Below are 23,391 nucleotides of genomic sequence, written 5' to 3' on the forward strand. Positions count from 1 at the left end.
GCGTCAGGGCTGCACGACATCCGCCCGGAAGATCATCACCGCCTGCGGCTCGCCCGGACGGAGCGTCACCGGGCGACTGCCGGCGGAGGCCCTGACGACGTGCCGGACCCCCGTCGGGAGCCAGTGCAGGCCCATCCTTGCCCCGGCAGCCGGTTGAGCGCCCCCACCGGAGATGGTGTAATCGCCGTTGGTGGAGACCAGCAGGAGCTCCCGACCGTCCTGCCTCGCGAGCACCTCGCGGAGCGCGCCGTTCAGCCGCTCGTTGAGGTCGTTGAGGCGGGCGATACCACGCTCGTTGACCGCCACCGAGCTCCGCAGCTCCTCGAGCACTGGACCGAACCGGTCCTCGACCAGTTGTGCCTGGCGCGCGGACTCTCGCCTCAGCGCCTCGACCTCCCGCTCGAGACCGGCTACCCGCTCGCTCTGGCTCGCGAGCTCGTTGAGCAACCCTTCGAATTCGTTGAGGTGATCTGCGACCAGGTCTTCGTGCGCGCTCAACTTCGTGCCCACAAACCCCAGCGAATCCGCCGTAATCACGAGGCGAGACTGCGCCGCTGAAAGCCCACTTTCCGTCGTCCGCAGCCGCGTCCCGAGCCCCGCCAGCAGCACCCCGACGGAATCGACGTCCCCGATTCCGTCGAAGGCTCGCAGCGGCCGATGCAGCGCGTGTTGGTAGTCGACGGCGACGCGGATCGCCTCCGCCAGGACCGTATCCGGCTCCGCGGGCGCCTCGTGGCGAAGTGCGCCCAGCGCGCTGTCGGCGACGAGCTCCTCGTCCACCATGCCACTCGACGCCAGGATGAGCGCCAACGCGATGCCCATCATGGCGACACGGCGGAGCGTCTCCTCGTAGATGACAGGCGCGTCCGGAGAAGCACGCAGGCTCTTGAAGCGGCCCCGGGCGAGCCAACCCAGATACGCCAGAATCATGACCAGCGACGCGATGAGGAGTCCGCGCAGGAGGGCCCGTTCAACGCGCGTGGACCTTGTTACGTCATCGACGATCACGCCCAACACGCGACGCACCTCGCCCGCGCGCCCCGCTTCGAGGAACGGCTTCAGGACCGCCGCGGCGCTCACCCGCGTCGATGTCTGGGCTTCCCCGCGGAGCAGGCCGTTGATCCGCGCGGCCCTGTCCGCGAATCCCCCCAACTCCCCCGCCACCGGCGCCGCCCCGAGCGGCAACATGCGCCCGACTTCTCCCTCCGGAATGTCGCTGACATCGTAGGCGAGCACCTGGTCGACGATGTCGCCCTTGACGGCGATGGTGAGGGTGAGCACCGCGGTGGTCACGAACGCGAGCAGGTACTCGGGCAGAAACGCCATGAGGTGAGCCCGCGTGGGCAGGAAGACACGGTGGTAGCGGACGGTCGCACGCAAGCGGACGACCCACAAGACCGACATCACGAGGGCGTAGATGAGCGCGGCGCCCACGATCGCGAGGGCGCACACCGTGATGATGAAGTAGATCAGCTCCAGGGGGGTCGTTTGTTGGGCGAGCAGCCGTTGCAATGATCCGTACATGGGGAAGCCCTCCTGAATGAGGAGCTCCGGCGGGGTGCGAGAACAACCCGATGCGGTCGCGAAGGAGTACGCGAGGGGGTGTCCACGGGAAGCTCCGAGGTCGCGCGACCCGGGGTTGGCGCCGTTAGACTCCGCGGCGTCCTGGGCAAGCCTGCGAGCAAGCTATTGAATCAGTTGTTCACCGCCTCCGGCGGGGCGTCAAGATGGGCGACTCGTTCCCAGGCAGGTCAATCGCCTACTCAGGGTGGATATGCCGATGATAGGCCTCTTCCGGGTTGCCCGCATGGTGCGAATGGTCCCTTAGGATGTGCTCCAAGTTGGCATCGTAACTCGAGACATGGATCGTGAAGAGGTCTTCATCTTCCGTCCCCCCATCTCCGGTCGCAGCGTCAGCCCGCATATGGAAGTCGCCAAACGTAGCGCTCGCGTGGGCGTCGATGTTTCGTCCGCCCGAGATGACGGACGAGCCAAAATTCGTAGGAATGCCCAAGAAATCAGTGACTGACACGGAAGCGAAGCGAGATCCCTCGACGTGAAGTCGTACGTTCCTCATGTCGAGTTGCCCGTTGTTGCGGACGCGGACGCGGAACCTGCAGATCTCTTTAACGTTGATGTGCGCTCCTGGTTCCTCGAAGTCGACGACATCGACCGTTACGGAGTCGCTTGGGTAGGTGTTGATCGCTGCCAGCAGATCGTCGAGCATCCCCATGGGTTCCTCCTCGGTACATTGATGTCCGGCGCAGATTCGTCGCCGCGCCCCAGCGCTGATACCGTTGGCAAATAGCACACCAGCTTCAATGTCGCGGAATCATGCGGAGGATTGTCTCAGGGATCCCGAACCGAGACAGAAATGTCATACGTAGTGAGACGTGTGTGTCTCACTCGCGATAGCGTGACTTCCTGCCACTCGCGGAGACGTTTCCGCGGAAACGCGCGAGTTTCCGGGCGACCCGCGATGGCGCCTTATCGTGCGTAATCCCGACCCAAGCGTCCACCTCAGCGAGCACGGCGCCGTTGACGAAAACGAGGGAACCCCGCTATCTTGTGATGTGTAACTTTAGTGGAACCTACGTGGAGGAGGCCGAGCCCATGGACACGTTGAGGAGCAGGACGCGAGCGCAGGGTGCTTCCGTGGTGACCACCCTGCCGGCAGAGGTCGTGCGTCGCCTCGGCATCCCGGCTGGCCAGGAGTTGGACTGGATCGAGGATGGACTGGGCGGGTTCCGGGTCGTTCCTCACACGCCGGAGCTGACCGAAGCCCTCGAGGCGCATGAGGCGATCATGGCAGAGTATGACGGCGTATTTCGCGAACTGGCCAAGTGAGCGGGTCCGAAACCACGGACGAACCACGGTGGTTGACCGAGACGATGGTGCTGGCCATCCACGCTCAACAGATCGAGCGGTACGGCGGCGCTCACGGGATTCTCGACGAGAAGGTCGTACTCTCCGCGCTCGCAAGACCGAAGCAGCGCTGGGCGTACGACGCCGACTCCGATCTCGCCGACCTCGCGGGCGCCTACCTGGTTGGCTTCGCTCGATCGCAGGGGTTCAAGGACGGTAACAAACGATCCGGCCTTGCTTGCGCCCTGGTATTCCTGAAGTTGAACGGCCAGGACATCCATGTTCCCGCGAAGGAGCTCTACGCACTGACGATTCAAGCGGCGACGCGTCAGGTCGAGGACCAGGTCGTCGCGGCCTATCTTCGCGAGCGAATGACGCCGCGTCGGTAGCGGTTCGGTGGAGGCAGGTAAGCGGGGTAGAGTATCCTTGTCTCGCGCTGGTCGACCCGGATGGAAGACGGGGTTGGGCCCCCCGCGATCACCCGCCGCCGGATGCGTCCTTCTTCTCCAGGCTCGACAGCATCTGCGCGTATCTCGGGTGCCCGTGCAGGCTGGCCAGGTCCTCGTCGTTTCTCATCCAGCTCGCGCTGACCGTGCCATGCTCGATGGCCTGCTCGAGGTAGTCCAGCGCAGCTTGAGTTCGCCCCAGAGTCGCATAGTTGCAAGCCACGTTGTAGAGCACCACGGAGTCGTTCGGATCGATCTCGATGGCACGCTGCAGCCAACGGTCGGCACGCTCTATTTCCCCGGTCAGTATCAGCGACGCGGCGCCCAGGTGCAGTGCACGGGCATCGTCGGGATTCCACTCCAGGTGTTTTTCGACGACCGCAACGCCGCGCCTGGCTTCGGCGAGCGCCTCCTCGTAATGCCCCATGCCTCGTAGTATCTGAACCCGCAGCAGCCTCGACTGGTAGTCCGCGGGATTGACCTCCGCCGCCTTCTTGAACAGGTCGGCCGCCGCCCGCATGTCCCCCTGGTGAAAACGGGTGCGACCGAAGTAGTAGTAGGCCTCGAACAGCGTCGGGTTCAGATCCAACGCCGCCTCGAACTCCGCCTCCGCGTCCTCGAACTCCTCCCTGACGAGATGGGCGAGCCCCCTGGACGCATGTGCTTCGGCGAGAGAGGGATCCAGCTCGACCGCCTTGACGCTCGCCTGGGTTGCCTCTTCGCGATAACTGTCCTGGGGGTCGACGTACATCACCATGAAGGAGTGGCAGTCCGCGTAGCCGGCCCAGGCCTGGGCGAAGTCGGGATCGAGGTCGATGGCGTGGTGGAACATCCGCCGGGCGTTTTGAATATCCAGCTTATTGAAGCGATGAAAGAAGTACCGACCTCGCAGATAATATTCGTAAGCTGACACATCCCGGTTCGCGGTCGGCCTCACCGGTGCCAGGGTTTCGAGCATGGCCCGCGCGACACCGGTCGCGATCTCGTTCTGGATGGCGAAGACGTCCTCGAGCTCCTCATCGAAGCTTCTCGACCACAGTTGGTAGCCGTCGGACGCCTTGACCAACTGGACCGTCACCCTCAGTTGATCTCCGGCCTTGCGCACGCTTCCCTCGAGCACGGCCCCGACCCCAAGCTCCCGGCCGATCGCGCGGATGTCGCCGGCCCCGCCCCTGAACTGGAAGGAAGACATGCGCGCGGCCACGTGCAGTTGCGGGATCGTGGTCAGCGCATTGAGGATCTCCTCGGCGATGCCGTCGCAGAAGAAAGCCTGATCGTGGTCGGGGCTCATGTCGGCGAACGGCAGCACGGCGACCGAAGGTCTGCCCGCGCCCGCGCCGTTCCCTTGGTGGGCGACCCTGCTCCGGCGCGGAGGCTTCAGGTCGAATACCCAGGCCAATACAACCGCTACCGGGAAACCGACGATGGTGGCCACGATCAGCGCGGTCATCGCCCAGTCGGGGAAGCCGAGGGGAGCGAGCGTCACTTCGCCGATCTGGAGCAGGACCCACGCTGCCACTGCGTAGGCGGCGATGACCGGGTAGACCCCGCGGCGCTTGAGTTCGCCGGAAAGATTCGACAGGGACGAGCGCGGCGATTTCTTCAAGAGCCCTCCGAGGAGGACGTATCAAAGGCGAAAGCGCGGGAATGAAATTCCGCGATCCGGCGCCTTGGCCGATTGGCTCCCGAAAGTCAGTCGATCGACCCACAATGTGCCAGGGGGTATTCCCTCAATGATGTAGGGAGACTCTTCACACCACGCGCCACCACGGGGCCGCCAGGATCCCATCGGCGGCCCAGAAGACCTCCTCACCCGAGTGCAGTAGAAGCCCGCCCGGGGCGGCGTCGCCGTACTGCGCCCGGAATGTCTGCAGGTGCCGGTCGTCCCCGGCCCGCACCCTGGGCGAGGCTTTTACTTCGACGGGCAGGAGCCGGCCCGAGGACTCGACCACCAGGTCGACCTCCTCGCCCGTGTGTGTCCGCCAGAACAGGATCTGGGCGTCCGGCACCCGGGCATCCCGCCAGGCCAGAAGATCTGAGAGAACCAGGTTCTCGAGATGCTCCCCTCGTGGCTCGTCCTCGCCCGCCAGGTGCATGGCGAGTCCGGTGTCGCTCCAGTACAGCTTGGGCGACTTGACCAGGCGCTTCGTGCGGTTGACCGAGTAGGGTTCGATGTGCACGACCTGGAACGACGCCTCGAGCAGGTTCAGGTAGCGCCGGATCGTCGACTGTGGGATGCCCGCGTCGCGCGCCATGTCGGCGCGATTGACCAGCCCGCCGACGCGCAGGGCGGCGATCCTCATCAGGCGGCGGAAGTCGACGAGATTGTCGATCGCCGACAGATCCTGCAGGTCGCGCTCCAGGTAGGTCTGCGTGTAACCGCGGAACCAGGTGCCCCTGTCCTCGGAGGTGCCGAGCTCCAGGGACGGAGTCGGATAGCCGCCGGCGCGCGCGAGGTCGGCCCAGTCTGCGCGGGGTGCGGTCTGCGCCTGGACGAGGTCGTACCAGTCGCGGACCGGCGTGTCGAGCAGCCCGCTCCAGATGCCCGCCTCTCCCAGCCCGAGGCGCTCGCGCCTGGAGAGTGGCCAAAGACGCACGTACCCGGCCCGGCCGGCCAGCGTTTCCGAGACGCCCCTCATGAGAAGGAGGTTGGCGGAGCCGGTCAGAAGGAAGCGACCCTGCCCTCGCGGCCGCGATTCGTCCACCGCGCGCTTCACCGCGGTCAAGATCTCGGGGGCCCGCTGCACCTCATCGAGCGTGATGACCGGGGCACGACGCACGAGGTCGTCCGGAGATGTGCGGGCCTGCGCGAGGATGTCGAAGTCGTCCAGCGTCAGGTACGGACGGTCTCCGGCCACCGGGTCCGCTCGCACGAGCGTGCTCTTGCCCGTCTGCCGCGCCCCCATGAGGACCGCGACGGGCATCGCCCGCAGTGTGGCTTCCAGGGCGAACGTAGCGAGCCGGGGCAGTACTGGCTGAACCGGCTTGTGCATAAATCACCATGGCGTGGCGGAATATCGTTCATGTCGTGGTGGATTTTACATCAAGTCGATCGGGAGGTCAAGGGAATCCCCCTACGACTTCTTCTTCACGCACCAGCACCGATACGACCCGCGTTTCGGCGGAAACGTGCTGTGGGGTGTGACGCCACACACTGTTCGCAGGGTGGCGCACGAACCTCACGCTGCTGGGTGGATCGACCGTGGGTCCGCTGCCCGCCAAGCTCGTCTGCGAAGACGAAACCAACCCGGAGTCGGGCTCGGACGACATCGACCTGGACGTCAACGTCGACGGCATGGGCTGGCACACGCGGGGGCACGCGGAGTTCGACTGCAACGACAAGGAGCACTTCCGAAACTGGAACAGCGAGATCGGAGTCATTCGCTATCTGGAGAGCGCGCAGATCCGCCCCGTCGAGGGCGACGACGTCAGCGCCGACGACATCGGACCGGCCTTCACGCCGGACGCATGGCCCGCGGCGACCAACGTCGCCACGACTCCGAGCCGACATGTCCTCGATTACAAGTGGGACGGAGGGCACTACACCTTCCACTTCAACCTCGGGAAGTGGCTCGTGCAGTAGGCGGCTGATGCGGCATCGGGGGCGAAGTGGCACGTTTCCGCGGAAACGTCGCGCACCCGTTGAGAGCGACCCACAGGAGGAGAGCCCCATGACCGACCCCGGCTACAACACCCCCAGGATCGTCAACATCGCAGACTTCGACGCGGACACCCGCGCGACCTTCGTCCACCTCACCGCCGAGCAGTGGCGCGGTGTCATCGCCGACGTGCCGGCTCTACGAGTGAAGAGCGTCGAGTTCGACCCCGCCCAGCTCGGAGGGGCGATCGAGTTCCGGCGCCTGCGCGGCACGTACGGCGACGTCCTGCTCTGGGCGGCGGGGGCGGGGCCGTTCGGCGACGATGCGGTGTTCGCGTTGCAGGAGCCCAGACTGGAGGACGGCCACCTCTTCTACATGCCTCCCAAGGAGGAGATTCCGCGGCCGCCGCTCGACACGCCGGAAAACGAAGACTTCAAGCTCATCCCGGAGCCACCGGCTCCGTGCCGGGTGGGCATCGCACTTGGCGAAGGTGGCATCCGCTTTGTCTGCCGGAGCCCCGACTGCGGCACGTGCATGCCGTTGATCGTGGGGCCTCGCTGGGGCGGCGTGATCTCCTGTCGGTGCATGGACATCGTGATCTGATTCTCGCCAAGGGACCGGCCACAGGTAGGGCGTTTCCGCGGAAACGCGGAGCACGACCCTCAGACCCGGTCGCTCACCTGCACCACCGGCAGCCCCGGCAGCGACGGGATCCTGCGATCGTTGGTCAGGAACGATCCGCACCGGCGGCTCAGCGCGGCCGCGAGCTGCAGGGCGTCAGGGGTCCGAATCGCCCGGGTCGCGCGCAGTTGTGCGGCGGCTCGGATCACCGGACGACTCAGCGCGACGAGGGTGAGGCCGCGGCTCCGCGTCAGCAATGCCTCGTAGCGTGCCGCCAGGTCCGCGTCCCCGGCCCGGTACGGCCCGACCAAGACTTCCAGGAGGGTGACCTCGGAGGTGACGAGCTCGATGTCTCCGCGGTCCGCGGCCTTGAACAGGGGACGGATCGCGGGGAGGAATCCCTCGTTCTGCTCGATCAGGTAGATGATGATCGCGGTGTCGATCGCTATCGGCGCCGCCAGGTCGTCGACTAGTCCCACGCCCGCCGCTCGCGCTCCACGTGCTCCGCCGCGTCGGTGTCTTCCCACACCTCTCGTCCGAGCCCCTCGAGGTCTAGAATCGACAGGTGCTCCTCGTCCTTCAACGCCCTTTCGAGGATGTGAGTGACCTCCTGAGCCATGGAGCGATGCTGACCCCTGGCACGTGCCTTGAGCTTCCGGTACAGAGCCGCCGGGAAGTTCTTGATGTTCAGCGTCGCCATGTATCCTCCTATATGGAGGAATATTGGAGGACACTGTTGTAGCAGGCAAGACTCTCATCGCCCGGTTACCCCGTATGGTACGGACTGGAACGCGCTCAGGAATAGCCGATCGGGACGCCCGCACGTCGCCACGCGTTTCCGCGGAGACGCGGGCCGGAGACTCAACGGTGCTGATGAGCGCCTCGCCTACGTAGTCCAGCGCACGCCCCTACGTACTTCGGCCGCCCGACCTCGGTCCCTGGTTCGGCCACCTTGCGGGTGAGGAAGCGCACGGCCCCGTGAGCTGGGAGAACCACGATGAGGCGCCAACGGAGGGCGACGAAGGAAGCGACCTTCTTGCTTTGGCTTTTCCAGGGCCATGCGGTGAAGGCGGCGGCTAGCTACGAATCCGCCTCTTCAGTCCGGCAAATCCCGCCTGAGCCCCTCGCGGGCAGCGTGAACGACGAGGTGTCGGCCAGTCATCAAGGTGCCCTTCCCGACCTCAGTAACCAAACGAAATAGCTGCCTGCAGGTATCTGCCGCCCGCCGGATAGACGAACTCGACGTCATCGGACGTTACGGGATCGAACAGCAGAAAGCCGACACGATCGATGCCGGCGTCGGCGAGATTTCTGGCGGTGAGGTCGACCTGAGCCCGGCCCAAGCTCCAGCGTAGCGAAGCGTCGAACGTGCTTCCCCCCGGCAGCGACCGAGTATTGGCGTCGTCGAGATACACACGCCCCGCGAAGTAATGCGCGAGCGTCACCCACCCGCTTTCGCCGACGAGAAGCCGGGCGCTGTTCGACATGGCCGTACTCGGGATGTTCTTCAGTCGGTTCCCTTCATACTCAGCGCCTCGAAACGTGACGTCCATGAAGGTCGACGAGTGAGTCAGGGCGAGTCTCGGCAGCAGGTACGCGGTGAGCGACAGCTCGATGCCGTCGTGCCGACTCTCCAGGATATTCCCGAACCGGAACGTGCTCAGGTCGAAGTCTATCTCATCCTCGAGGTCGAGCCGGTAGGCCGTAAGGGCAAGTTCCACTTGGAACAGGTCGCTCCCGATCGGTAGCCTCTGGAGGACGCCGACCTCCAATCCGGTCGATCGCTGGGGTAGCAGGTCCGAGTTGGAGATATTGATGGTCACGTCCGGCTGCCCGGTCGGGATCTGGCGTTCGTCGTAGAGCTGGCTCAGCGTCGGCGCCTTGAAAGCGCGGGTCCACGCGGCATAGAAGTTCCCCGCGCGCCGCTCTTCCGCCAGATAGGAGAGGTTGAGTCCGACGCGCGGAGACCACTGATCGAACCATGTGCTCGCCCCGAGCGCGTCGTGTCTCGCGGCGATGGCGTCGAAGCGCAGTCCTGCGTAGAGGCGCCAGCGGCCGGCGACGAGCCGTTGAGCCTCGGAGTACAGGCCGATCTTGGTGCGGTCGCCCGAGTCGGCGGTCAGGGGGCTGGTCTGGTCGGCCGGATCGGAGTACCGGCTGTCGTAGCCCGCGCGCTCGAGCTCCGTACCGGCCACGATGGCCGACGATCCCATGCGCCCGTTGTACTGGAGGCGGGTCCAGAGGGCGAGATCATCCTCTTCGTTGAGCTGAGTGTCGCCGAAGGAGGGCGCGAGCAGCAGCGTGCTCGTCTCGTCTATGCGGACGGCTTGCAGACGCAGGTCTCCGCTGAGTTGGTGGCCGGGCTTCAATTCTCGCCGAAGACCCAAGCCCAGGCGCGCGTCGTTGGTGCGACGCCGATCCGAGTCGTAGAGCGGATTGCTTAGCAACGGATCCCGTTTCGCCAGCTCGGAAGGGAGCGGGCCGGGGTCCTCCTTTTGGATTCGCTGAAAGTAGCCGGTAACGTACGCTACGGTGCGATTCCAGTTGCGGGTATAGCGCGCGGAGGAGGAGACGTGATTGGACTCCGAATGAGACCGATAGCCGGAGCCGCGGTCCACCGCCGCTCCCAACGCCAGGGAAGCGTCGCCGATACGCTGCCGGGTCCTGGCGGCGAGCGCTACGTCCTCCCAGGCTCCGCCCCTCACTCGCCCGGCCAGGGCGGCCGAAGTCGCAGGGCTCTCCGTTACGATGTTGACGACGGCTCCCATGGCGGCGTCGCCGTAGACCGTCGAGCCGGCTCCGCGAAGCACCTCGATTCGCTCGATCGCGGCGACCGGGATCTGCGTCCACTCCACGGCGCCGGTGCGCAAATCGTTGATCGGCACGTCGTCGACGGTCACGATGACATATTCGGTCTCGCCACCGCCGAAGAACCCGCGAGCGATCGCCATCGACAGCTCGCCGGCGCCGTCACGATCGACGAACACCAGTCCCGGCACGTAACGGAGCACGTCGGGCAGTTTGCGCGCGGGTAGCCCCTCGATGACCGATCGCGTCAGGATCGTGGTCGCCGCGACCGATTCCCGCCTCGCCGTCGCCGTCCTGTGCGCGACGACGGCTACTTCATCCAGCTCGTAGATCGGGCGCACGCTATCGGGCGCTTGGGCCGAGGCGTGGGCCGCTGCGAGCGCGGCGACGGCCAGGAGAAGTGCGAATCCTTGCGCGCCTCGAGCGGGCGCCACGTCAGCGGCGCGAGCTCGATCCCGACGCCAACCCCTCGAACTTTACGACCTCCCCGGTGCCCGGCGCGCCGATGCCGTTGATCGTCAGGAAGGCATCGCCGGCCTCGTTGAAGTCGATCGACGTCGGGAACAGGAGGTCGCTCACGACCGCCTCCGAAGCCGTACCCTCCTGCAGGCGGATGATCGCGCCGGAGTTGGGCACGGGTCCCTGATCCGTGAACAGGCCGATAGAGACGGCGTACAGGTGACCGTCGGGCGCCATGCGCACATCGGTGAGCATGGTGAGGTCGGTCGCGTAGTCGGTGACCACCCCATCGGAGGTCACCTTCACGACCTTCGAGGACCCGGGAGCGAAAGGGAACCCGGGCAACAGCGACACGTACGCGTTGCCCTCTTCATCGAACGTCACGCCCGTGGGCACCGGGTCGGTTTCCATGACGCCGCCCCGATCGGCGTGCGGTATCGGGCTGGGAACCCCCTCGAAAACCGCGACCACCTCGGTTTCGCCCGTTGCCGGATCTATTCGATAAAGAGCGTTGCCCGCGGCGTCGGTCATCCAGAGGTCGCCGTCGGGTCCGACCGCGAGGCCATAGGGGTTGGACCCGGGCAACAGACCATCGGGATTATTGCTGCTCTCGAAATCCCAGATATTCACGAGCTGTATGGCCCGGCCGTCGTCGATCCTGACGACCGATGCCATGCCGGGTGGAGGGTCCACGGAGTACGCTCCCACGGTGGCGTAAACCGTACCGTCGAGAACCGCCACGCGGGAGCCGCCGGCACCATCTCCCGGTGCCAGGTAAAGCGAGGGAAGGCGAGCGACCTCGGTATGCTCGCCGTCGGGAGCGAGCCTGAGAATGCGCGAGGACTCACCGAATCCGTAGTCGCCCACCACTCCCGTACCGGGATTGGGGATCGTGAGTACCTCGTCGCCCCCAACGCCCGTGTCGATCACCCAAACGCTGCCGTCCGAGGTCACGAACACGCCCATGGGGCCATTCAACTCGCCCATCACCGTCGTGGCCGCCTCCTGAGCGGCGACGGCATCGACATCGAGCGGCATGGCCGCCAGCGCGAGCGCCAGCACAATGCCCACCACGGCGACTCCGTTTCTCATCTTGCTTTCCTCCTGAGGGTGGCAAGCGGTCCTACTTTTCCTTCAGCAGCATCTGCACGAGGGCGTTCAGTTCCTCTTCGCTGAGGTGCGTATAGGCCGGCATCGGGAAGCGCGTCCGCTCGAATCCCGGTGCGATGTAGATGTTCGGATCGACGAGGCTCTCCAGGATATACTCTCCGGCCGTTGCCGCCTGGCCCGTGAACGCCGCTTGCTTGATGCGTTCCTCGGCGGTCGCACCCATGCCGTTGTGGGTTGGACCGAATGTTCCGGCCGTGCCGGCCGTATCGAGCACGTGACAGACGCCACAGTACTGCCCTCGGAAGACCCTCAGCCCGGCCGCAACCTGTTCGGCGAGTTTCGTGCTATCGTCCGAGGCGGCAGGCATCGCGGCGGCGTCCTCCGTGGGCGCCGTCTCGAGCGGTTCTTCGGCAGGTCGACCCGCCGAAGCGCAAGCGCCGCTCACTCCGACGAGCACGAGTGATACGAGCCGGAGCGGAGGCCTCGAGGCACGGCTGTAGGGCGAGCTCGTAAGCACAGCCTCTGCCCTCTCCTTCGATGAGTATGCGAATGAACGTACGGCGGGTCGCGACCCGCACGCCACCATGCACCCACGCTCTGACCGACGACGATTGCGTCGTCATCTACTTCACACGATCCCGTATCCCTCCTTCGAGTAGAGACTTGGCCGGTAACATACCTGACCGGTTATCGCGCGCCCTTCCGCGGGACGCGGCCCGCGCCGATGCTTCGAACGGTACGCTCGGCTTGCGCTCGATCTCGTCGAGCCTGGATGGAATCGGGTCGGTTGGAGGAAGTCATGATCGGAGTCACTCATCGGGGTTCGGAGCGGGGCATCGCCATCGCCCTGGCCATCGTCTTCGCTGTTGCCGCCTGTGGATCGGACGTGGTCGACCCCGGACCTGACGACCAGAACAGGGCGCCAACCTTCTCATCCTCTCCGCCCACCGTCGCCGACCACAACCGGGAGTGGTCCTACGTCGTCGCCGCCTCGGATCCCGACGGAGACCCGGTCACGCTGTCGGCCGCCGGCCTTCCGTCGTGGATCACGTTCGACGGTGGTCAGAACCGGTTGAGCGGCCTGGCCGGCTTCAACAACCTCGGGGACCACGCGGTCACGCTGCGCGCCACCGACGGACAGGCCGAGACCCGGCAGGACTTCACGCTCAGCGTGGCGCCGGGCGAAATCGACTGCACGCAGTCGTTCGGAGACCCGATCGAGTCCTTGTACATCCTCCCGTACCTCAACGGGCGCAGCCAACTGCTGCAGCAGGGCAACTGCAACACTTCGGGCGGGCACGTGAACTGGTTCGCCTACGACCTCGACACGGCGATCGGAGACACCCTCGTCGCGTCGCGCGGGGGTGAGGTCGTCGCCGTGCGCGAGCAGTTCGCCGACGGCACCCGCATCTGCGGCGAGATGCAGGAGAACCTGGTCTTCATCCGGCACGACGACGGCACCATCATGGCGTACATCCACCTGACCACGAACGGCGCCCTCGTGGATGTCGGCGATCAGGTGGCTCAGGGCGAAGTCATCGCGCTCAGCGGCGACAGCGGCTGCTCCGCTGGGCCGCACGTGCACGTGGCGCTCTTCGCCGCGCAGCGTACCGGCTTCGACCGCCAGTGGTCGCTGCCCTTGAACTTCAGCAACGCGGTGGGCAACCACGACGCGCGCGGGGCGCTCATCGCGGGGGAGACGTACCAGGCGGTGGGCGGGAGTTAGCGCCGCTCCCGGGTCGCGAGACTGCGCGGCAGGTCCCCAGACAATCTCGGCCGATGGCGCCATGGCGTCCCGCGGGTAGATTGCCGGTCATCTCGTGGCGTGGGCATCGGGAACCGGAGAGACGCGCGTGACCCAAGCCAACCCAGGCGACCACTCCTCCCTCATGGACCGCATCGGCGGATCCTGGGGATCGGCCTTCCGTGACGTCCTGCTGATCGTCGGGTCCATCCTGATCGCGTTCTCGCTCGAAGCGTGGTGGGACAGCCGTGGCGACGCCGGGCGGGAGCGCGAGGCGCTCGCGGCGCTCGCCGAGGAGCTGCGCAACGCGTCGGTCGAGCTCGACTCGGTGATCGCCTTCAACGAGGGGCGGGTCGAGGCGGCGCGTTACTTCCTGTCCATCGAGCCGGGCGCTGCGGACGCGGTCCCCACCGACTCGCTGGCGTTCGCGCTCGGGGCGCTCGGCGGAGGCATGACCTTCGACCCGAGCCTGGGCGCCACCGAAGCCATCATCGCCGGCGGCCTCGACCTCGTGACCGACGTCGAGATCCGGTCGAGGATCGCCGCCTGGCCCGGCATGATGCGCGAGATCGAGGTGGATCAGGCGGTGATGGTGGAGCGCTGGGAGAAGATCTCGGACGCGTCCGTCGATGCCGAGCTCAACGGCCTGCGACTTCGGTCGTCTCTGGATCCGGACAACGAGCGCGTGACGCGCTCGCTCGCGACCGCCGCGTTGGTCGACCCGGTGATGCGCCAGCGGGTCGCGGCCCAGGCGCTGTCCATCACCAGCGTGCTGGACGAGCTGCGCGACGTGGAGGGCCGGCTCAACGACCTGCGGGAGGCGATCGGGGCAGGAACGTAGGAAGCGACCCGCAGCCTAGGGCGATGGCTGCGCCCTGCCAGTTGTCCAGCAGGCGACGCGCACGTTTCCGCGGAAACGTGGCCCAGAGTGCTATCGACGGGTCACCCCGCGAGGCCTCACTACCTGGCGGGCGGCCGCTCATCGCGCCGCCACGGAATCGCAGTTCTCGACCGCTTCCGCGAAAGACGGCAAGACCGACGACACGTGTTGGCTCGCCGATCTATCCCTGTTCGGGCGCGGCCCCGAAGATGACGAACGCCACCGCCGGCTCGTCGCCGCGGTTGAGGAAGGCGTGCACGGTCCCACGCGGGACGAACACGATCGACCCCTCGCCGACGGGGCGCTCGTCCTCCCCTTGCAGCATGGCGCCGGAGCCGCGCAGGACGATGGCGAACAGGTCACGGTCGTCGTGGGTGTGCGGCGTCTCATCGCCGCGGATGAAGACGAGGTGGTGGCTCGACATCTCGCCCCGGCCCAGATCGACCACGCGGATGTTCTCGTCCGGGGCGAGCTCGACGGCGTCCATGAGGCTGTCGAGCGCGGCGGTCAGTCGGCCCTCGGGGAATACGGCATCGAAGACGGCAGGGGCATCCTGCGCCGCCGCGGGCGACGCGAGAAGGCACAGGGACAGCGCGAGCGCGCCGCGGGCCAGGATCTTGGACATGGGGTTGGCTCCTCCAGAAGGTCGCGTCACAGGATCAGTCGCCCGGCTCGTACGTCAGCCGCAGCTGCGTCCGCCCGGTCTCCTCGTGCACGTGCTCGCGGTCGAATCTGAATCCGTAGCGGTCGTAGAAGCGCCGGCCGATGGCGTTGTCCTGGAAGACGTCCAGAACGAGCGAGCCGCGTAGCTCCACGGCGTGGTCCATCAGCGCCCGGCCGATGCCGAGGCCCTGGCGGTCGGGGTGGACGAAGATCGCGCCGACCTCGTTGCCGATCAGCGACATGAAACCGCCCACCGCCCCCTCGACCTCGTAGACCCATGTTTCGGCCTTGGGCAGCCACATCGTCCGTATCCGCTCCGCTTCGTCCGCCATGAACTGCGGGGACAGGAAGGGCGTCGCGATCAGGCTGGCGGCGGTCCAGACCTCGACGATCGCGTCGTCGTCCGCTTCGGTACGGGGTCGGATCATGATCTCGCCCATACCTGACCTTACAATTCCGCCGGGCCCACCGCGAACGGGTCGCCCGCCCCGAGGCCCGCCAGGGTCCGCGCGCCGGTCGCGCGTTTCCGCGGAAACGCGGCTCGCTGGATCACTCCCGACTCACGCCGCCCACCACCCCCGTGGCGGCCCCCACCCCGTTCTTCCGTTCTCCCACATGAGACGCCGGTACGCCGATCGCCGCTCTCGTCCGCGCCGGCCTTCCGCGAGGCTCCCCCCTGGTCGATGGAGAACACAATGCGCCGCTACCTGCCGCTGGCCGCACTCTCGTTCGTGGCCGTCCTGTTCAGTTGCGACTCCGAAGGCCCGGTCGGGCCCGCCGACCTCGGCCTGCCGCTGGACCTCGGCATCGTGTCGACCGTGGGCGCTACCTGCGGCGACCCGACCGTCGCGACGCTGGTCGCCGACGGATCGATCCCCGTAGGGAGCGTGGAGATCCTCAACGGGGAGGACGACCTCTACGTGGTGTATCGAGCCGACCCGGGCTGGCCGATCTACAAGACGGCTCTGTACGTCGGTGCCGCGCAGCAGATCCCGACGAATCCGGCCGGCAACCCGTTGATCGGGAAGTTCCCATACAAGGCCAATCACCAGGGGCTGCTCGAGGTGATCTGGCAGATCGATGCAACCGGCCTTTCCGGCGACGTCGTGGTCGCCGCGTTCGCGGAGGTCGGGGCGGAGCCGGAGGGTGCGTGGGCCGGGGCCGGTCCGGGCGGCAGCGGCGTGGCCATAGCGCCCGGCAAGGGCTGGGCGACGTACGTCGTCCACACCCTCGCGCCGTGCAGCGTTGAGCAGGAGGTGATGGCGGCCTCGGGAGGCACGGTGGACCTGAACGGCGGCGACGACGAGTTGATCGTCCCGGCGGGCTCTCTGGAGGAGGACGTCGTCATCACCGCGACCCCCACCACGAGCCCTGATCCGTCCGTCCTGACCGCGTACGACTTCGGCCCAGACGGCCTGACGTTCGATCCGCCCGCGTCGCTCGCGCTGACCTACGTTGGCGCCGGGCTCACGCCTGGGGAGGAGGCGCGAATCCGGGCCGTGCAGCTGATGAACGGGGGCTTCGAGATCCTGGGCGATGGAGGATCGCTCGACGCCGCGAACGACGTCGTCATCGTCGACGTCCCCCACTTCAGCGCGTTCGGGCTCGCCGTGGTGGAGCAGGCGGACCTGGTGGCGGACCTGACGGTGAACCCCAACCCGCCCGTCGTTGGTGTCGGGGGGAATTTCACCTTCATCATGCGCAACGCGATGTCCACGGCCGCGGTCGACGGCACGCTGCTCTTCGAGCTCACCGGCGACGTGACCCTGGAGTTCCCCGTGGTGCTCCCCTGCCTCGACATATCGGGGAGCTCGGCGGCCGACATCGCCGTCGAGTGCCCGATCACGGCGCTCGCCGAGCTCACCGGGAGAGGAAGGGGCGTGAGCATCGTCGCTGGCACCGCGGGCGAGATGCTGCAGGCCCTGGTGAGAGTGACGCCGGCGGCGTCGGTGGAAGAGCTCGACCCCGCTGACAACGAATTGATGATGCAACTGGAGGTCGCGGATGCCTCGGCGGCGGAAGCGGACCTGGGGGTCTTCGTCGCCGGGCCGACCGATGTGGCCGTCGGCGCGCCCACGCCCTACGAGGTGCAGGTGCACAACCTGTCGCAGTTCAACACCGCGACGGGAGCCGAAGTCGAGTTCTTCGTGCAGGGCGGAGACCCGTCCCTCCCGAACGGGCTTCCGGGCGGTTGCGCTGACGAGTCGATGGACCCGGCCGTGCTGTCAGTGCGCTGTGTCCTGTCGGACATCCTCCCGGGTGCCACGGCGCCGGTCCTCGTGGACGTTGCGTTCGGAGCGGCCGGCACCGCCGAGGTGTTCGCCACGGTCTTCCCGGGAAGCCCGACGGATCCGAATGCGGCGAACGACCAATTCTTCATGGAGGTGACGGTCTCGCCGTAGGGCGCTTCGGCGTCGCGGGTGGGTCGCGGGTGGGTCGCGGACGCGCTCCGGGCCCACCCGCGCCGGCTGGCCGTCGCACCATTCGCTGCAGCCCAAAACCATTCTTGACCAATCGTTATAAAACTACTACGTTGGCGCCATGGCACGTCCCAAGGCGTTCGATGAGGACACGGCCCTCGAGGCCGCGGCCCAGCTCTTTTGGAGTTACGGCTACGACGGGACGTCGGTGGCCGAGCTGGAGGCCGGCATGGGCATGGGTCGCCAGAGCATCTACAACGCGTTCGGCGACAAGCACGCGCTGTTCCTCAGGTCGCTGCAGTGGTACGCGGAGCAGAACCGGGGCGAGTTTCTTTCCCTGCTGCTCGCGCCGGGCGCGGGGCTCGAGGCGATTCGGGCCTACTTCAGGCGGGTGCTCGACTTCGTCGCTCCCGTCGAGGAGCGGCGCGGGTGTATGATCGCCAACTCTATCCTGGAGGTCGGGGAGAGCGACGCTCCGATCGCCCGCGTTTGTCGGGCGAATCAGGACGGGGTGATCGGGGCGTTCGAGCACGCGTTGAGAAACGCGGTCGCGGACGGGGACCTGCCGGCTTCACTCGACGTGCCGGCCACCGCGCGCATGCTGCTGTCGCAGACCTATGGGCTCGCGGTGCTCTCGAAGTCCGGAATGACGCTGGATGAGTTGGCGAGCGTGGTCAACCAACTCCTGAGCCGGCTCGATTGATTTTTTTCCGTAGTTTTTGACCGTTTGAACAAAAATCAGAGGAGGGATCGATGTCTAGCTTGAAGATCGATGGTAGCGTGGCTCTGGTGACGGGAGCCAATCGCGGGATCGGACGCGCGCTCGTGGAGTCGCTCCTGGATCACGGGGCCGGCAAGGTCTACGTGGGGGCGCGTCGGCTCGAGGCCGTCACCGACCTGGTCGAGCGGTATGGCGACCGCGTCGAGCCCGTCTTGATCGACGTGACCGACCGAGACCAGGTGCGCGCCGCGGTGGCGTCGGCCACGGACGTGGATCTGCTGTTCAACAACGCGGGCGTCGCCGAGTTCATGGGCGGGGATTTCGTCGATGAGGCGTGGTTCGACGCGGGCCGCCGGGAGTACGACGTGAACGTGCTGGGCACGTTCGACGTCACGCGGGCGTTCGCGCCGGTGCTGGCGGCCAACGGCGGGGGCGCCGTGGTGAACGTCATCTCGGTGGCGGGTCTGGTGAACTTCCCGCTGTTCCTCAGCTACAGCCTGTCCAAGGCCGCGCTGCATTCGTTGACGCAGGCGACGCGCCTGTTGCTGGCCGACCAGGGCACGCGAACGTTCGGTGTCTACCCGGGTCCGGTCGACACGGACATGGCCGAACCTTTGGATTGGGACAAGGCGTCGCCGCGGTCGGTGGCCGACGTGATCCTGGCCGGGATCGAAGCGGGGACGGAGGAGATCTTTACGGATTCGATGGCGCGGCAGTTCGGGACGCAGTACGCCAGTGACCCCAAGAGCCTGGAGGCCAACATCGCCGCCATGGTGGAGGAGATCGCCGCCTGAGTTCCACTACGCGACTCGACCGGCCGCGGAGTCGATGTAGGCCTCCGCGGCGGTCGAGCGTGCGTACTGCGCTTCGACCCGATGACGCGTTTCCGCGGAAATGTGGCCGCTCGCCACCCGCTCCGCGCCCCCGCTAACGCCGCGAAAACACCGCCCCGTGCGGCTTCCCCGTCCCCGCCTCGCCGTGCGGCCACGACATCCGCTCGAAGCTCACCCCGATCTGCTCGGAGCCGGGGTCCCTGAACGTCTCGTCGAACGCGAGCGCTCCCGTTGCCGGATCCAGGCTCACGATCAGGACCCGGTACTTGGTCTCCCCCTCCCCCGACGTCAGCACCACGCGCTCCCCGCCCGGCTCGATCGAGATCCAGTGGGGGGTCCAGTCGCCGTCCCAGTCCAGCTCATCGAGCACCGTCGGGTTCGACGGGTCGGATATGTCCATGGAGATCAGCGACGAGCCCTCCGTGTTGGCGTAGGTCTGGAGCCAGATGTCGTCGGTCGTGGCGGGGATGCCGCAGTGGTTCTGTCCTCCCGAGGTCCAGGGCAGCGCGCTCACGAACTCGGCGCTCGGCTGGTCCGTCTCGAGGCCGCGCAGCCGATACAGCCCGCACGCGAACGTCGTCATCATCGCGGTGACGCTGTCGGGCAGGAGCCGCACCTCGGCCGGGTAGCCGTGCTCGTAGCCGCCGGGGCCGGGCGGCAGCATGACGGTCTTCAACAGCGTCAGGTCGGAGAGCCGCCAGACCTGGAACGAGCGGCCGTCCACCTCCCCGCGCATGTCGGTGGTGGTGCTGACCGCGCGGTCGAGCTTGGGGATGGGCGTGACGCTGTAGGCGCGCAGCTCGGGGTCGACCGGGTCGGCGGCGTCGGCGGCGCGCACGAAGCCGCCCATCGGGTCGAGCTCCACCAGGCCACCGGCCACGTCGTGCTCGGCGCCCTTGGTTTGGAAGGTCGCCAGCACGTTGCCGCTGGGCAGCCGCTCGAACGTGTGCGGGTAGTTGTAATCGCCCATCTCCTCGAACGCGGCCGCCACCCTGGGGTCCAGCGGGTCGGACAGGTCGATGACGAAGCTCGCGCCGGCGTCGAACGAATTGACGAAGAGGTGGTCGCCTTCCGGCATGACGTGCTCGGAGTGGTGGGCGTCGCCGCGCACGCCGGCCGGCACGCTCGAGACGACCTCGCCGTAGCGCCCGGACGCCGGGTCGGCGTCGATCACGGCCAGGAAGTCGCTCTCGCCTTCCACCTCGGCGGCCGTCCAGACGTAGAGGTAGGAGGCGGCGGTAGCGGCGGCGGCGGACTCGGCGGCATCGTTGGCGTCGTCGTTGGCGGCCGGGCTACACGCGCCCGCGGCTGCCAGGATGAGCGCGAGAAGCGCGAGCGATGAAGCCGCGTTGATCGAGCGCATCGTCACTCCGATCGATATCGAGGGATGGCGGGGCCCGCGTCCGGTGCCCCGGACCGAGGGTGCTGGGTCGGTGTGGTCGGCGCAAGCCGAGCCGCTACGTGGGTGTCCAGAAAGATCACGGACGCCACTCGCCCGACCAGTCGAGGTGCACCAGCTCCTCGGGGTCGGTGGCGAGGTACCCGGCGTGCGGCTTGAGCCTCGCCAGGCGGCTGCCCGTCTCCGCGGGGACGATCCGAAGCCGACGCCCCTTCCGCTCGACTTCTGCCGGGACACCGGTCTCGAGCACGCGATCCAGCACTCGGTAGAGATTGGCGCGGAGCCTGGAGACGGAGAAGATATTTGCCATAGATCATACCGTACGTGTGTGGACTCGAGAACGTAATTGTGATCCCGGCGTGTGTCAGCAATCAGGCGCTCGGTCGCGCGGGCCTCGCGGCATCGAAGATCGCCGCCACGCGGGGCGCCGCCATGGCGCTATGTGACCCGGACCTCCGGCCCTCCCTGGAGGTCATCGACTCTACTCCATCTCGCTCTCGACCAACGCGATGATCTCCCCGATGCGCTCGGCCAGAGCCGTGAGTTGGAAGTTGTGCCTGCCCGACGCCGCCGCGGCCATTTCGACGGCCGTGCCCGGACCCGGGCCTATCGGCTCGCCGGGATTCAGCGAGTAGATGAGCGGGGAGAGGTTGGAGCGCAGGTTGTCGTAGGAGGCAGCGGTCATGCGCGCCTCTTCCACGCGGTCGCTCCAGCCCGCCAGGGCCCGCCGCAGCTCGTCGTTGCGGATGACCCCCAGCTCGCCTCCGTCCACCAGGCTGCGCAGCGCCCCGGTCACGGGATCGAAGCGCGCGTCGCCCTGCGCCGCGTCGGCGAGCGCGAACAGCGAGTCGGGCGGGACCGAGGTCTCGCCGAATACGACCTGGACCCAGATGTCGGCCGCCGCGCGCGCCTGCCGGTTGGTCTCCATGTCGGTGAGAAGACGCGCCTCGTTTTCGCGGAATTCCTCGAGCAGGTCCGCGAGGATCTCCTGCTCCCGAGCCCTTTCCCCTCGCTCCGCCCACGCGGCCTCGCCCGCAAGCGCGAGGAGCACGCCGATGACGATCACGACCAGGCCGGACAGAGCGCTCTGGAGCTGCTTCATGGGTCGCTCCCGCTCAACTCGATCACATCGGCGATCAGCTCCCCCAGCTGCGCCGACCGTCGCTGGAGGATCGCCAGCCTCTGCCGTTTGATGAGGATCAGGTTCTCGAACTCCGGGTCGGCGAGAATCCGGTCCAACGCCCCCGGCGGGAGCGGAACGGGCTCCAGCGGGTCCCGGGGCAGACTCCTGCCATCGACCAGGGGCAGCGGCCTCTCGGATGTCCAGCGGAAGTTGCGGGTCAGGTAGGGGCGCAGCCCATCCTCGTCCACCTCCCGGGCCCAGTCTTCCAGGAAATTGACCCGTTCCCGGCCGCGCTCGTAGGTGAGGAGCGCGAAGCGCAGCTCCTGGGAGGACAGGGTCGAGAGGTTGCCGGACGACACGAGGTCGCCGAGTACCGAGGACGGAGGAAAGAAGCGCGACATGAACATGCTGACGTCCTGCATCCACACGTTCACCGCCGAGTCGGGCGCGATCCGCACCGGGATCTGACCCAGGATCGAATCCGCATCGGCGATCCACGCATCGCGACGCCCGTGATCCTCGGCCAACTCTTCGGAGGCCAGCGCCATCTCGACTCGGAGCGCCGTCAGGTACTCGGCCTCCTTTGCGGCGAGTTGCCGGTCGTCCCAGGCCGCGTCGATACCGAAGGCCAGAAGGATGCTGAGTACGACTACGGCTCCTTCGATCAGGATCCGCGGCCACGGGATCGTCGCCGATCCTGGAGGCTCAGCGCCCATTATCCACGAGAGCTCCCGGGGTCGGAAGAGCCGAACTCACGCCATTCCATGATGCGGAGGGGCCCGATCGGGAGCAACCCGAGGGTCCACCCCTGCCGGGCCGTTGCTGGTAGTCGAGTAGCCGCTCCCATAAGTTGGCTCCCCCGCCACACACCCCAGAAGGAGGGACGCCATGAGACGCGTGACGCTGCTTGTCTGGTTGGCCTTCATCGCGGCGGGAGCCGCGGCAGGATCCCTCAACGCGCAGGACGAAGAACGCCCGGTTGTCTACGCCAGCTACTGGGACTGCGGCACCCTGGCCAACGTGGTCGATCTGATCGCCCAGGACTGGGGCCCGCTCATGCAGACCCACATGGACGGCGGCGCGATTACCGCGTGGGGTGCGGCCACCCACAAGACCGGGAACAGTTGGGATCTGTTGCTCTATTACGTGGGCTCCGATTACGAGGCCATCACCTCGGCGCTTCAATCGAGTGGCCAGCAACTGGCCGAGGAGAACCCTGAGACGTTCGAGACCCTGGGCAACGCCTGCCCCTCCCACGAGGACTACGTGTGGATCAGTGCCATGAGCTCTGCACCCGTGGAGGAAGTCGCTCAGGAGCGCGCCGAGGCGGCGCTCTCGATCTACTGGGTGTGTGACGAAGGCGTCGAGGCCGCCGCCGACTTGATCTTCGAGGAGATGATGATGCCGGCTCTGGAAGCGCAGGTAGAGGCCGGCCTCGTCAACAGCTGGTCCTGGAACGAGCACTTCCTGGGAGGGAAGTACCGAAGGCTACTCGCGCTGGACGGCCCGACTCACGCGAGTTTGCTGGAGGCTCGGAACGGGATCATCGACGCGTTCAACGAGAACCCCGGACTGAGCGCGGCGTTCAGCCGCATCTGCAACGGTCACCAGGACAACCTGTACGACATCGCCATCTCGGTGCCCTGACGAGGCGTCCTCGGCCGGCCGGGCGTAGGCGGGGCACCCGGCCGGCCGAGGGG

At 66.9% G+C, this 23,391-nt stretch carries 25 protein-coding genes; 10 read left to right on the forward strand and 15 right to left on the reverse strand.

Translation table 11 applies throughout. The features are described from left to right. Positions 1-3 precede the first annotated feature (3 nt). The gene (locus ABFS34_04780; protein MEN8374742.1) at positions 4-1,524 is read right to left on the reverse strand and encodes a hypothetical protein; all 1,521 of its coding nucleotides are present in this window, start codon (positions 1,522-1,524) and stop codon (positions 4-6) included. A 235-nt stretch (positions 1,525-1,759) separates the two neighbouring features. After that, positions 1,760-2,233, reverse strand: a complete 474-nt coding sequence (locus tag ABFS34_04785; GenBank protein MEN8374743.1) for a hypothetical protein — start codon at positions 2,231-2,233, stop codon at positions 1,760-1,762. A gap of 380 nt (positions 2,234-2,613) precedes the next feature. Here ABFS34_04785 and ABFS34_04790 point away from each other — a divergent pair, with 380 nt between their 5' ends. Both ABFS34_04790 and ABFS34_04795 read left to right on the forward strand, forming a co-directional pair. Further along, the gene (locus ABFS34_04790) at positions 2,614-2,847 is read left to right on the forward strand and encodes a hypothetical protein (protein ID MEN8374744.1); all 234 of its coding nucleotides are present in this window, start codon (positions 2,614-2,616) and stop codon (positions 2,845-2,847) included. A gap of 32 nt (positions 2,848-2,879) precedes the next feature. Beyond that, positions 2,880-3,254 carry a type II toxin-antitoxin system death-on-curing family toxin gene (locus ABFS34_04795; protein MEN8374745.1) on the forward strand — a complete coding sequence of 125 codons (375 nt, stop codon included), beginning with the start codon at positions 2,880-2,882 and terminating at the stop codon, positions 3,252-3,254. A gap of 88 nt (positions 3,255-3,342) precedes the next feature. Here the strand turns inward: ABFS34_04795 and ABFS34_04800 are convergent, their stop codons facing one another. Beyond that, on the reverse strand, positions 3,343-4,917 hold the full coding sequence (locus ABFS34_04800; protein ID MEN8374746.1) for a tetratricopeptide repeat protein: 1,575 nt from the start codon (positions 4,915-4,917) through the stop codon (positions 3,343-3,345). A gap of 145 nt (positions 4,918-5,062) precedes the next feature. Then, positions 5,063-6,304: an ATP-binding protein gene (locus tag ABFS34_04805; protein ID MEN8374747.1), complete on the reverse strand. Its 1,242-nt coding sequence runs from the start codon at positions 6,302-6,304 to the stop codon at positions 5,063-5,065. Between the two features lie 209 nt (positions 6,305-6,513). Between ABFS34_04805 and ABFS34_04810 the strand changes: the two genes are divergently transcribed. Next, positions 6,514-6,894 (forward strand): hypothetical protein, encoded by a 381-nt coding sequence (locus ABFS34_04810; GenBank protein ID MEN8374748.1) that lies wholly within the window; start codon positions 6,514-6,516, stop codon positions 6,892-6,894. 88 nt (positions 6,895-6,982) lie between these two features. Next, on the forward strand, positions 6,983-7,513 hold the full coding sequence (locus ABFS34_04815; protein ID MEN8374749.1) for a hypothetical protein: 531 nt from the start codon (positions 6,983-6,985) through the stop codon (positions 7,511-7,513). 59 nt (positions 7,514-7,572) lie between these two features. Here ABFS34_04815 and ABFS34_04820 read toward each other — a convergent pair whose 3' ends face one another. The 5 genes from ABFS34_04820 to ABFS34_04840 form a co-directional block, all read right to left on the reverse strand. Next, the gene (locus ABFS34_04820; GenBank protein ID MEN8374750.1) at positions 7,573-8,010 is read right to left on the reverse strand and encodes a PIN domain-containing protein; all 438 of its coding nucleotides are present in this window, start codon (positions 8,008-8,010) and stop codon (positions 7,573-7,575) included. Further along, positions 8,001-8,231: an Arc family DNA-binding protein gene (locus ABFS34_04825; protein MEN8374751.1), complete on the reverse strand. Its 231-nt coding sequence runs from the start codon at positions 8,229-8,231 to the stop codon at positions 8,001-8,003. The genes ABFS34_04820 and ABFS34_04825 overlap by 10 nt, the downstream gene beginning before the upstream one ends. 481 nt (positions 8,232-8,712) lie before the next feature. Beyond that, on the reverse strand, positions 8,713-10,680 hold the full coding sequence (locus ABFS34_04830) for a TonB-dependent receptor (protein MEN8374752.1): 1,968 nt from the start codon (positions 10,678-10,680) through the stop codon (positions 8,713-8,715). Between the two features lie 94 nt (positions 10,681-10,774). After that, positions 10,775-11,890 (reverse strand): ScyD/ScyE family protein, encoded by a 1,116-nt coding sequence (locus tag ABFS34_04835; protein ID MEN8374753.1) that lies wholly within the window; start codon positions 11,888-11,890, stop codon positions 10,775-10,777. Between the two features lie 31 nt (positions 11,891-11,921). Further along, positions 11,922-12,275 (reverse strand): c-type cytochrome, encoded by a 354-nt coding sequence (locus ABFS34_04840; GenBank protein MEN8374754.1) that lies wholly within the window; start codon positions 12,273-12,275, stop codon positions 11,922-11,924. Positions 12,276-12,707: 432 nt separating this feature from the next. On the opposite strand from ABFS34_04840, the gene ABFS34_04845 reads away from it, so the two are divergent. Both ABFS34_04845 and ABFS34_04850 read left to right on the forward strand, forming a co-directional pair. Next, positions 12,708-13,634: a peptidoglycan DD-metalloendopeptidase family protein gene (locus tag ABFS34_04845; protein MEN8374755.1), complete on the forward strand. Its 927-nt coding sequence runs from the start codon at positions 12,708-12,710 to the stop codon at positions 13,632-13,634. A gap of 127 nt (positions 13,635-13,761) precedes the next feature. Continuing rightward, a complete protein-coding gene (locus tag ABFS34_04850) occupies positions 13,762-14,493 on the forward strand; it encodes a hypothetical protein (GenBank protein ID MEN8374756.1) in 732 nt (243 codons plus the stop codon). 220 nt (positions 14,494-14,713) lie between these two features. On the opposite strand, the gene ABFS34_04855 is transcribed toward ABFS34_04850, so the two are convergent. Both ABFS34_04855 and ABFS34_04860 read right to left on the reverse strand, forming a co-directional pair. After that, positions 14,714-15,157: a cupin domain-containing protein gene (locus ABFS34_04855; protein MEN8374757.1), complete on the reverse strand. Its 444-nt coding sequence runs from the start codon at positions 15,155-15,157 to the stop codon at positions 14,714-14,716. A gap of 34 nt (positions 15,158-15,191) precedes the next feature. Next, entirely contained in the window at positions 15,192-15,623 is a 432-nt protein-coding gene (locus ABFS34_04860) for a GNAT family N-acetyltransferase (protein ID MEN8374758.1), read from the reverse strand. Positions 15,624-15,890: 267 nt separating this feature from the next. Between ABFS34_04860 and ABFS34_04865 the strand changes: the two genes are divergently transcribed. The 3 genes from ABFS34_04865 to ABFS34_04875 all read left to right on the forward strand — a co-directional run bounded on the left by ABFS34_04865 (position 15,891) and on the right by ABFS34_04875 (position 19,130). Next, positions 15,891-17,597: a hypothetical protein gene (locus ABFS34_04865; GenBank protein ID MEN8374759.1), complete on the forward strand. Its 1,707-nt coding sequence runs from the start codon at positions 15,891-15,893 to the stop codon at positions 17,595-17,597. A 139-nt stretch (positions 17,598-17,736) separates the two neighbouring features. After that, positions 17,737-18,318, forward strand: a complete 582-nt coding sequence (locus tag ABFS34_04870) for a TetR/AcrR family transcriptional regulator (protein MEN8374760.1) — start codon at positions 17,737-17,739, stop codon at positions 18,316-18,318. Between the two features lie 50 nt (positions 18,319-18,368). Beyond that, positions 18,369-19,130 carry an SDR family oxidoreductase gene (locus ABFS34_04875; GenBank protein MEN8374761.1) on the forward strand — a complete coding sequence of 254 codons (762 nt, stop codon included), beginning with the start codon at positions 18,369-18,371 and terminating at the stop codon, positions 19,128-19,130. 133 nt (positions 19,131-19,263) lie between these two features. Here the strand turns inward: ABFS34_04875 and ABFS34_04880 are convergent, their stop codons facing one another. The 4 genes from ABFS34_04880 to ABFS34_04895 all read right to left on the reverse strand — a co-directional run bounded on the left by ABFS34_04880 (position 19,264) and on the right by ABFS34_04895 (position 22,407). Beyond that, positions 19,264-20,532 carry a hypothetical protein gene (locus ABFS34_04880; GenBank protein MEN8374762.1) on the reverse strand — a complete coding sequence of 423 codons (1,269 nt, stop codon included), beginning with the start codon at positions 20,530-20,532 and terminating at the stop codon, positions 19,264-19,266. 115 nt (positions 20,533-20,647) lie between these two features. Beyond that, positions 20,648-20,878 (reverse strand): type II toxin-antitoxin system Phd/YefM family antitoxin, encoded by a 231-nt coding sequence (locus ABFS34_04885; protein ID MEN8374763.1) that lies wholly within the window; start codon positions 20,876-20,878, stop codon positions 20,648-20,650. A 171-nt stretch (positions 20,879-21,049) separates the two neighbouring features. Next, a complete protein-coding gene (locus tag ABFS34_04890) occupies positions 21,050-21,670 on the reverse strand; it encodes a hypothetical protein (GenBank protein MEN8374764.1) in 621 nt (206 codons plus the stop codon). Then, positions 21,667-22,407: a hypothetical protein gene (locus ABFS34_04895; protein MEN8374765.1), complete on the reverse strand. Its 741-nt coding sequence runs from the start codon at positions 22,405-22,407 to the stop codon at positions 21,667-21,669. Before ABFS34_04895 ends, ABFS34_04890 begins: the two co-directional genes overlap by 4 nt. 172 nt (positions 22,408-22,579) lie before the next feature. On the opposite strand from ABFS34_04895, the gene ABFS34_04900 reads away from it, so the two are divergent. Next, positions 22,580-23,338, forward strand: coding sequence for a hypothetical protein (locus tag ABFS34_04900; GenBank protein MEN8374766.1), 759 nt, complete (start codon positions 22,580-22,582; stop codon positions 23,336-23,338). The last annotated feature ends 53 nt before the right edge of the window (positions 23,339-23,391 follow it).

This window comes from Gemmatimonadota bacterium (assembly GCA_039715185.1).
Classification (GTDB): domain Bacteria; phylum Gemmatimonadota; class Gemmatimonadetes; order Longimicrobiales; family RSA9; genus DATHRK01.

Bases quoted from the DNA above. Each gene is read 5' to 3' on its own strand.
- ABFS34_04880 (MEN8374762.1), bottom strand. From the start codon at position 20,532: ATGCGCTCGATCAACGCGGCTTCATCGCTCGCGCTTCTCGCGCTCATC.
- ABFS34_04885 (MEN8374763.1), bottom strand. From the start codon at position 20,878: ATGGCAAATATCTTCTCCGTCTCCAGGCTCCGCGCCAATCTCTACCGA.
- ABFS34_04780 (MEN8374742.1), bottom strand. From the start codon at position 1,524: ATGTACGGATCATTGCAACGGCTGCTCGCCCAACAAACGACCCCCCTG.
- ABFS34_04835 (MEN8374753.1), bottom strand. From the start codon at position 11,890: ATGAGAAACGGAGTCGCCGTGGTGGGCATTGTGCTGGCGCTCGCGCTG.
- ABFS34_04890 (MEN8374764.1), bottom strand. From the start codon at position 21,670: ATGAAGCAGCTCCAGAGCGCTCTGTCCGGCCTGGTCGTGATCGTCATC.
- ABFS34_04805 (MEN8374747.1), bottom strand. From the start codon at position 6,304: ATGCACAAGCCGGTTCAGCCAGTACTGCCCCGGCTCGCTACGTTCGCC.
- ABFS34_04840 (MEN8374754.1), bottom strand. From the start codon at position 12,275: ATGCCTGCCGCCTCGGACGATAGCACGAAACTCGCCGAACAGGTTGCG.
- ABFS34_04815 (MEN8374749.1), top strand. From the start codon at position 6,983: ATGACCGACCCCGGCTACAACACCCCCAGGATCGTCAACATCGCAGAC.
- ABFS34_04875 (MEN8374761.1), top strand. From the start codon at position 18,369: ATGTCTAGCTTGAAGATCGATGGTAGCGTGGCTCTGGTGACGGGAGCC.
- ABFS34_04790 (MEN8374744.1), top strand. From the start codon at position 2,614: ATGGACACGTTGAGGAGCAGGACGCGAGCGCAGGGTGCTTCCGTGGTG.
- ABFS34_04900 (MEN8374766.1), top strand. From the start codon at position 22,580: ATGAGACGCGTGACGCTGCTTGTCTGGTTGGCCTTCATCGCGGCGGGA.
- ABFS34_04825 (MEN8374751.1), bottom strand. From the start codon at position 8,231: ATGGCGACGCTGAACATCAAGAACTTCCCGGCGGCTCTGTACCGGAAG.
- ABFS34_04785 (MEN8374743.1), bottom strand. From the start codon at position 2,233: ATGGGGATGCTCGACGATCTGCTGGCAGCGATCAACACCTACCCAAGC.
- ABFS34_04895 (MEN8374765.1), bottom strand. From the start codon at position 22,407: ATGGGCGCTGAGCCTCCAGGATCGGCGACGATCCCGTGGCCGCGGATC.
- ABFS34_04870 (MEN8374760.1), top strand. From the start codon at position 17,737: ATGGCACGTCCCAAGGCGTTCGATGAGGACACGGCCCTCGAGGCCGCG.
- ABFS34_04845 (MEN8374755.1), top strand. From the start codon at position 12,708: ATGATCGGAGTCACTCATCGGGGTTCGGAGCGGGGCATCGCCATCGCC.
- ABFS34_04865 (MEN8374759.1), top strand. From the start codon at position 15,891: ATGCGCCGCTACCTGCCGCTGGCCGCACTCTCGTTCGTGGCCGTCCTG.
- ABFS34_04860 (MEN8374758.1), bottom strand. From the start codon at position 15,623: ATGATCCGACCCCGTACCGAAGCGGACGACGACGCGATCGTCGAGGTC.
- ABFS34_04855 (MEN8374757.1), bottom strand. From the start codon at position 15,157: ATGTCCAAGATCCTGGCCCGCGGCGCGCTCGCGCTGTCCCTGTGCCTT.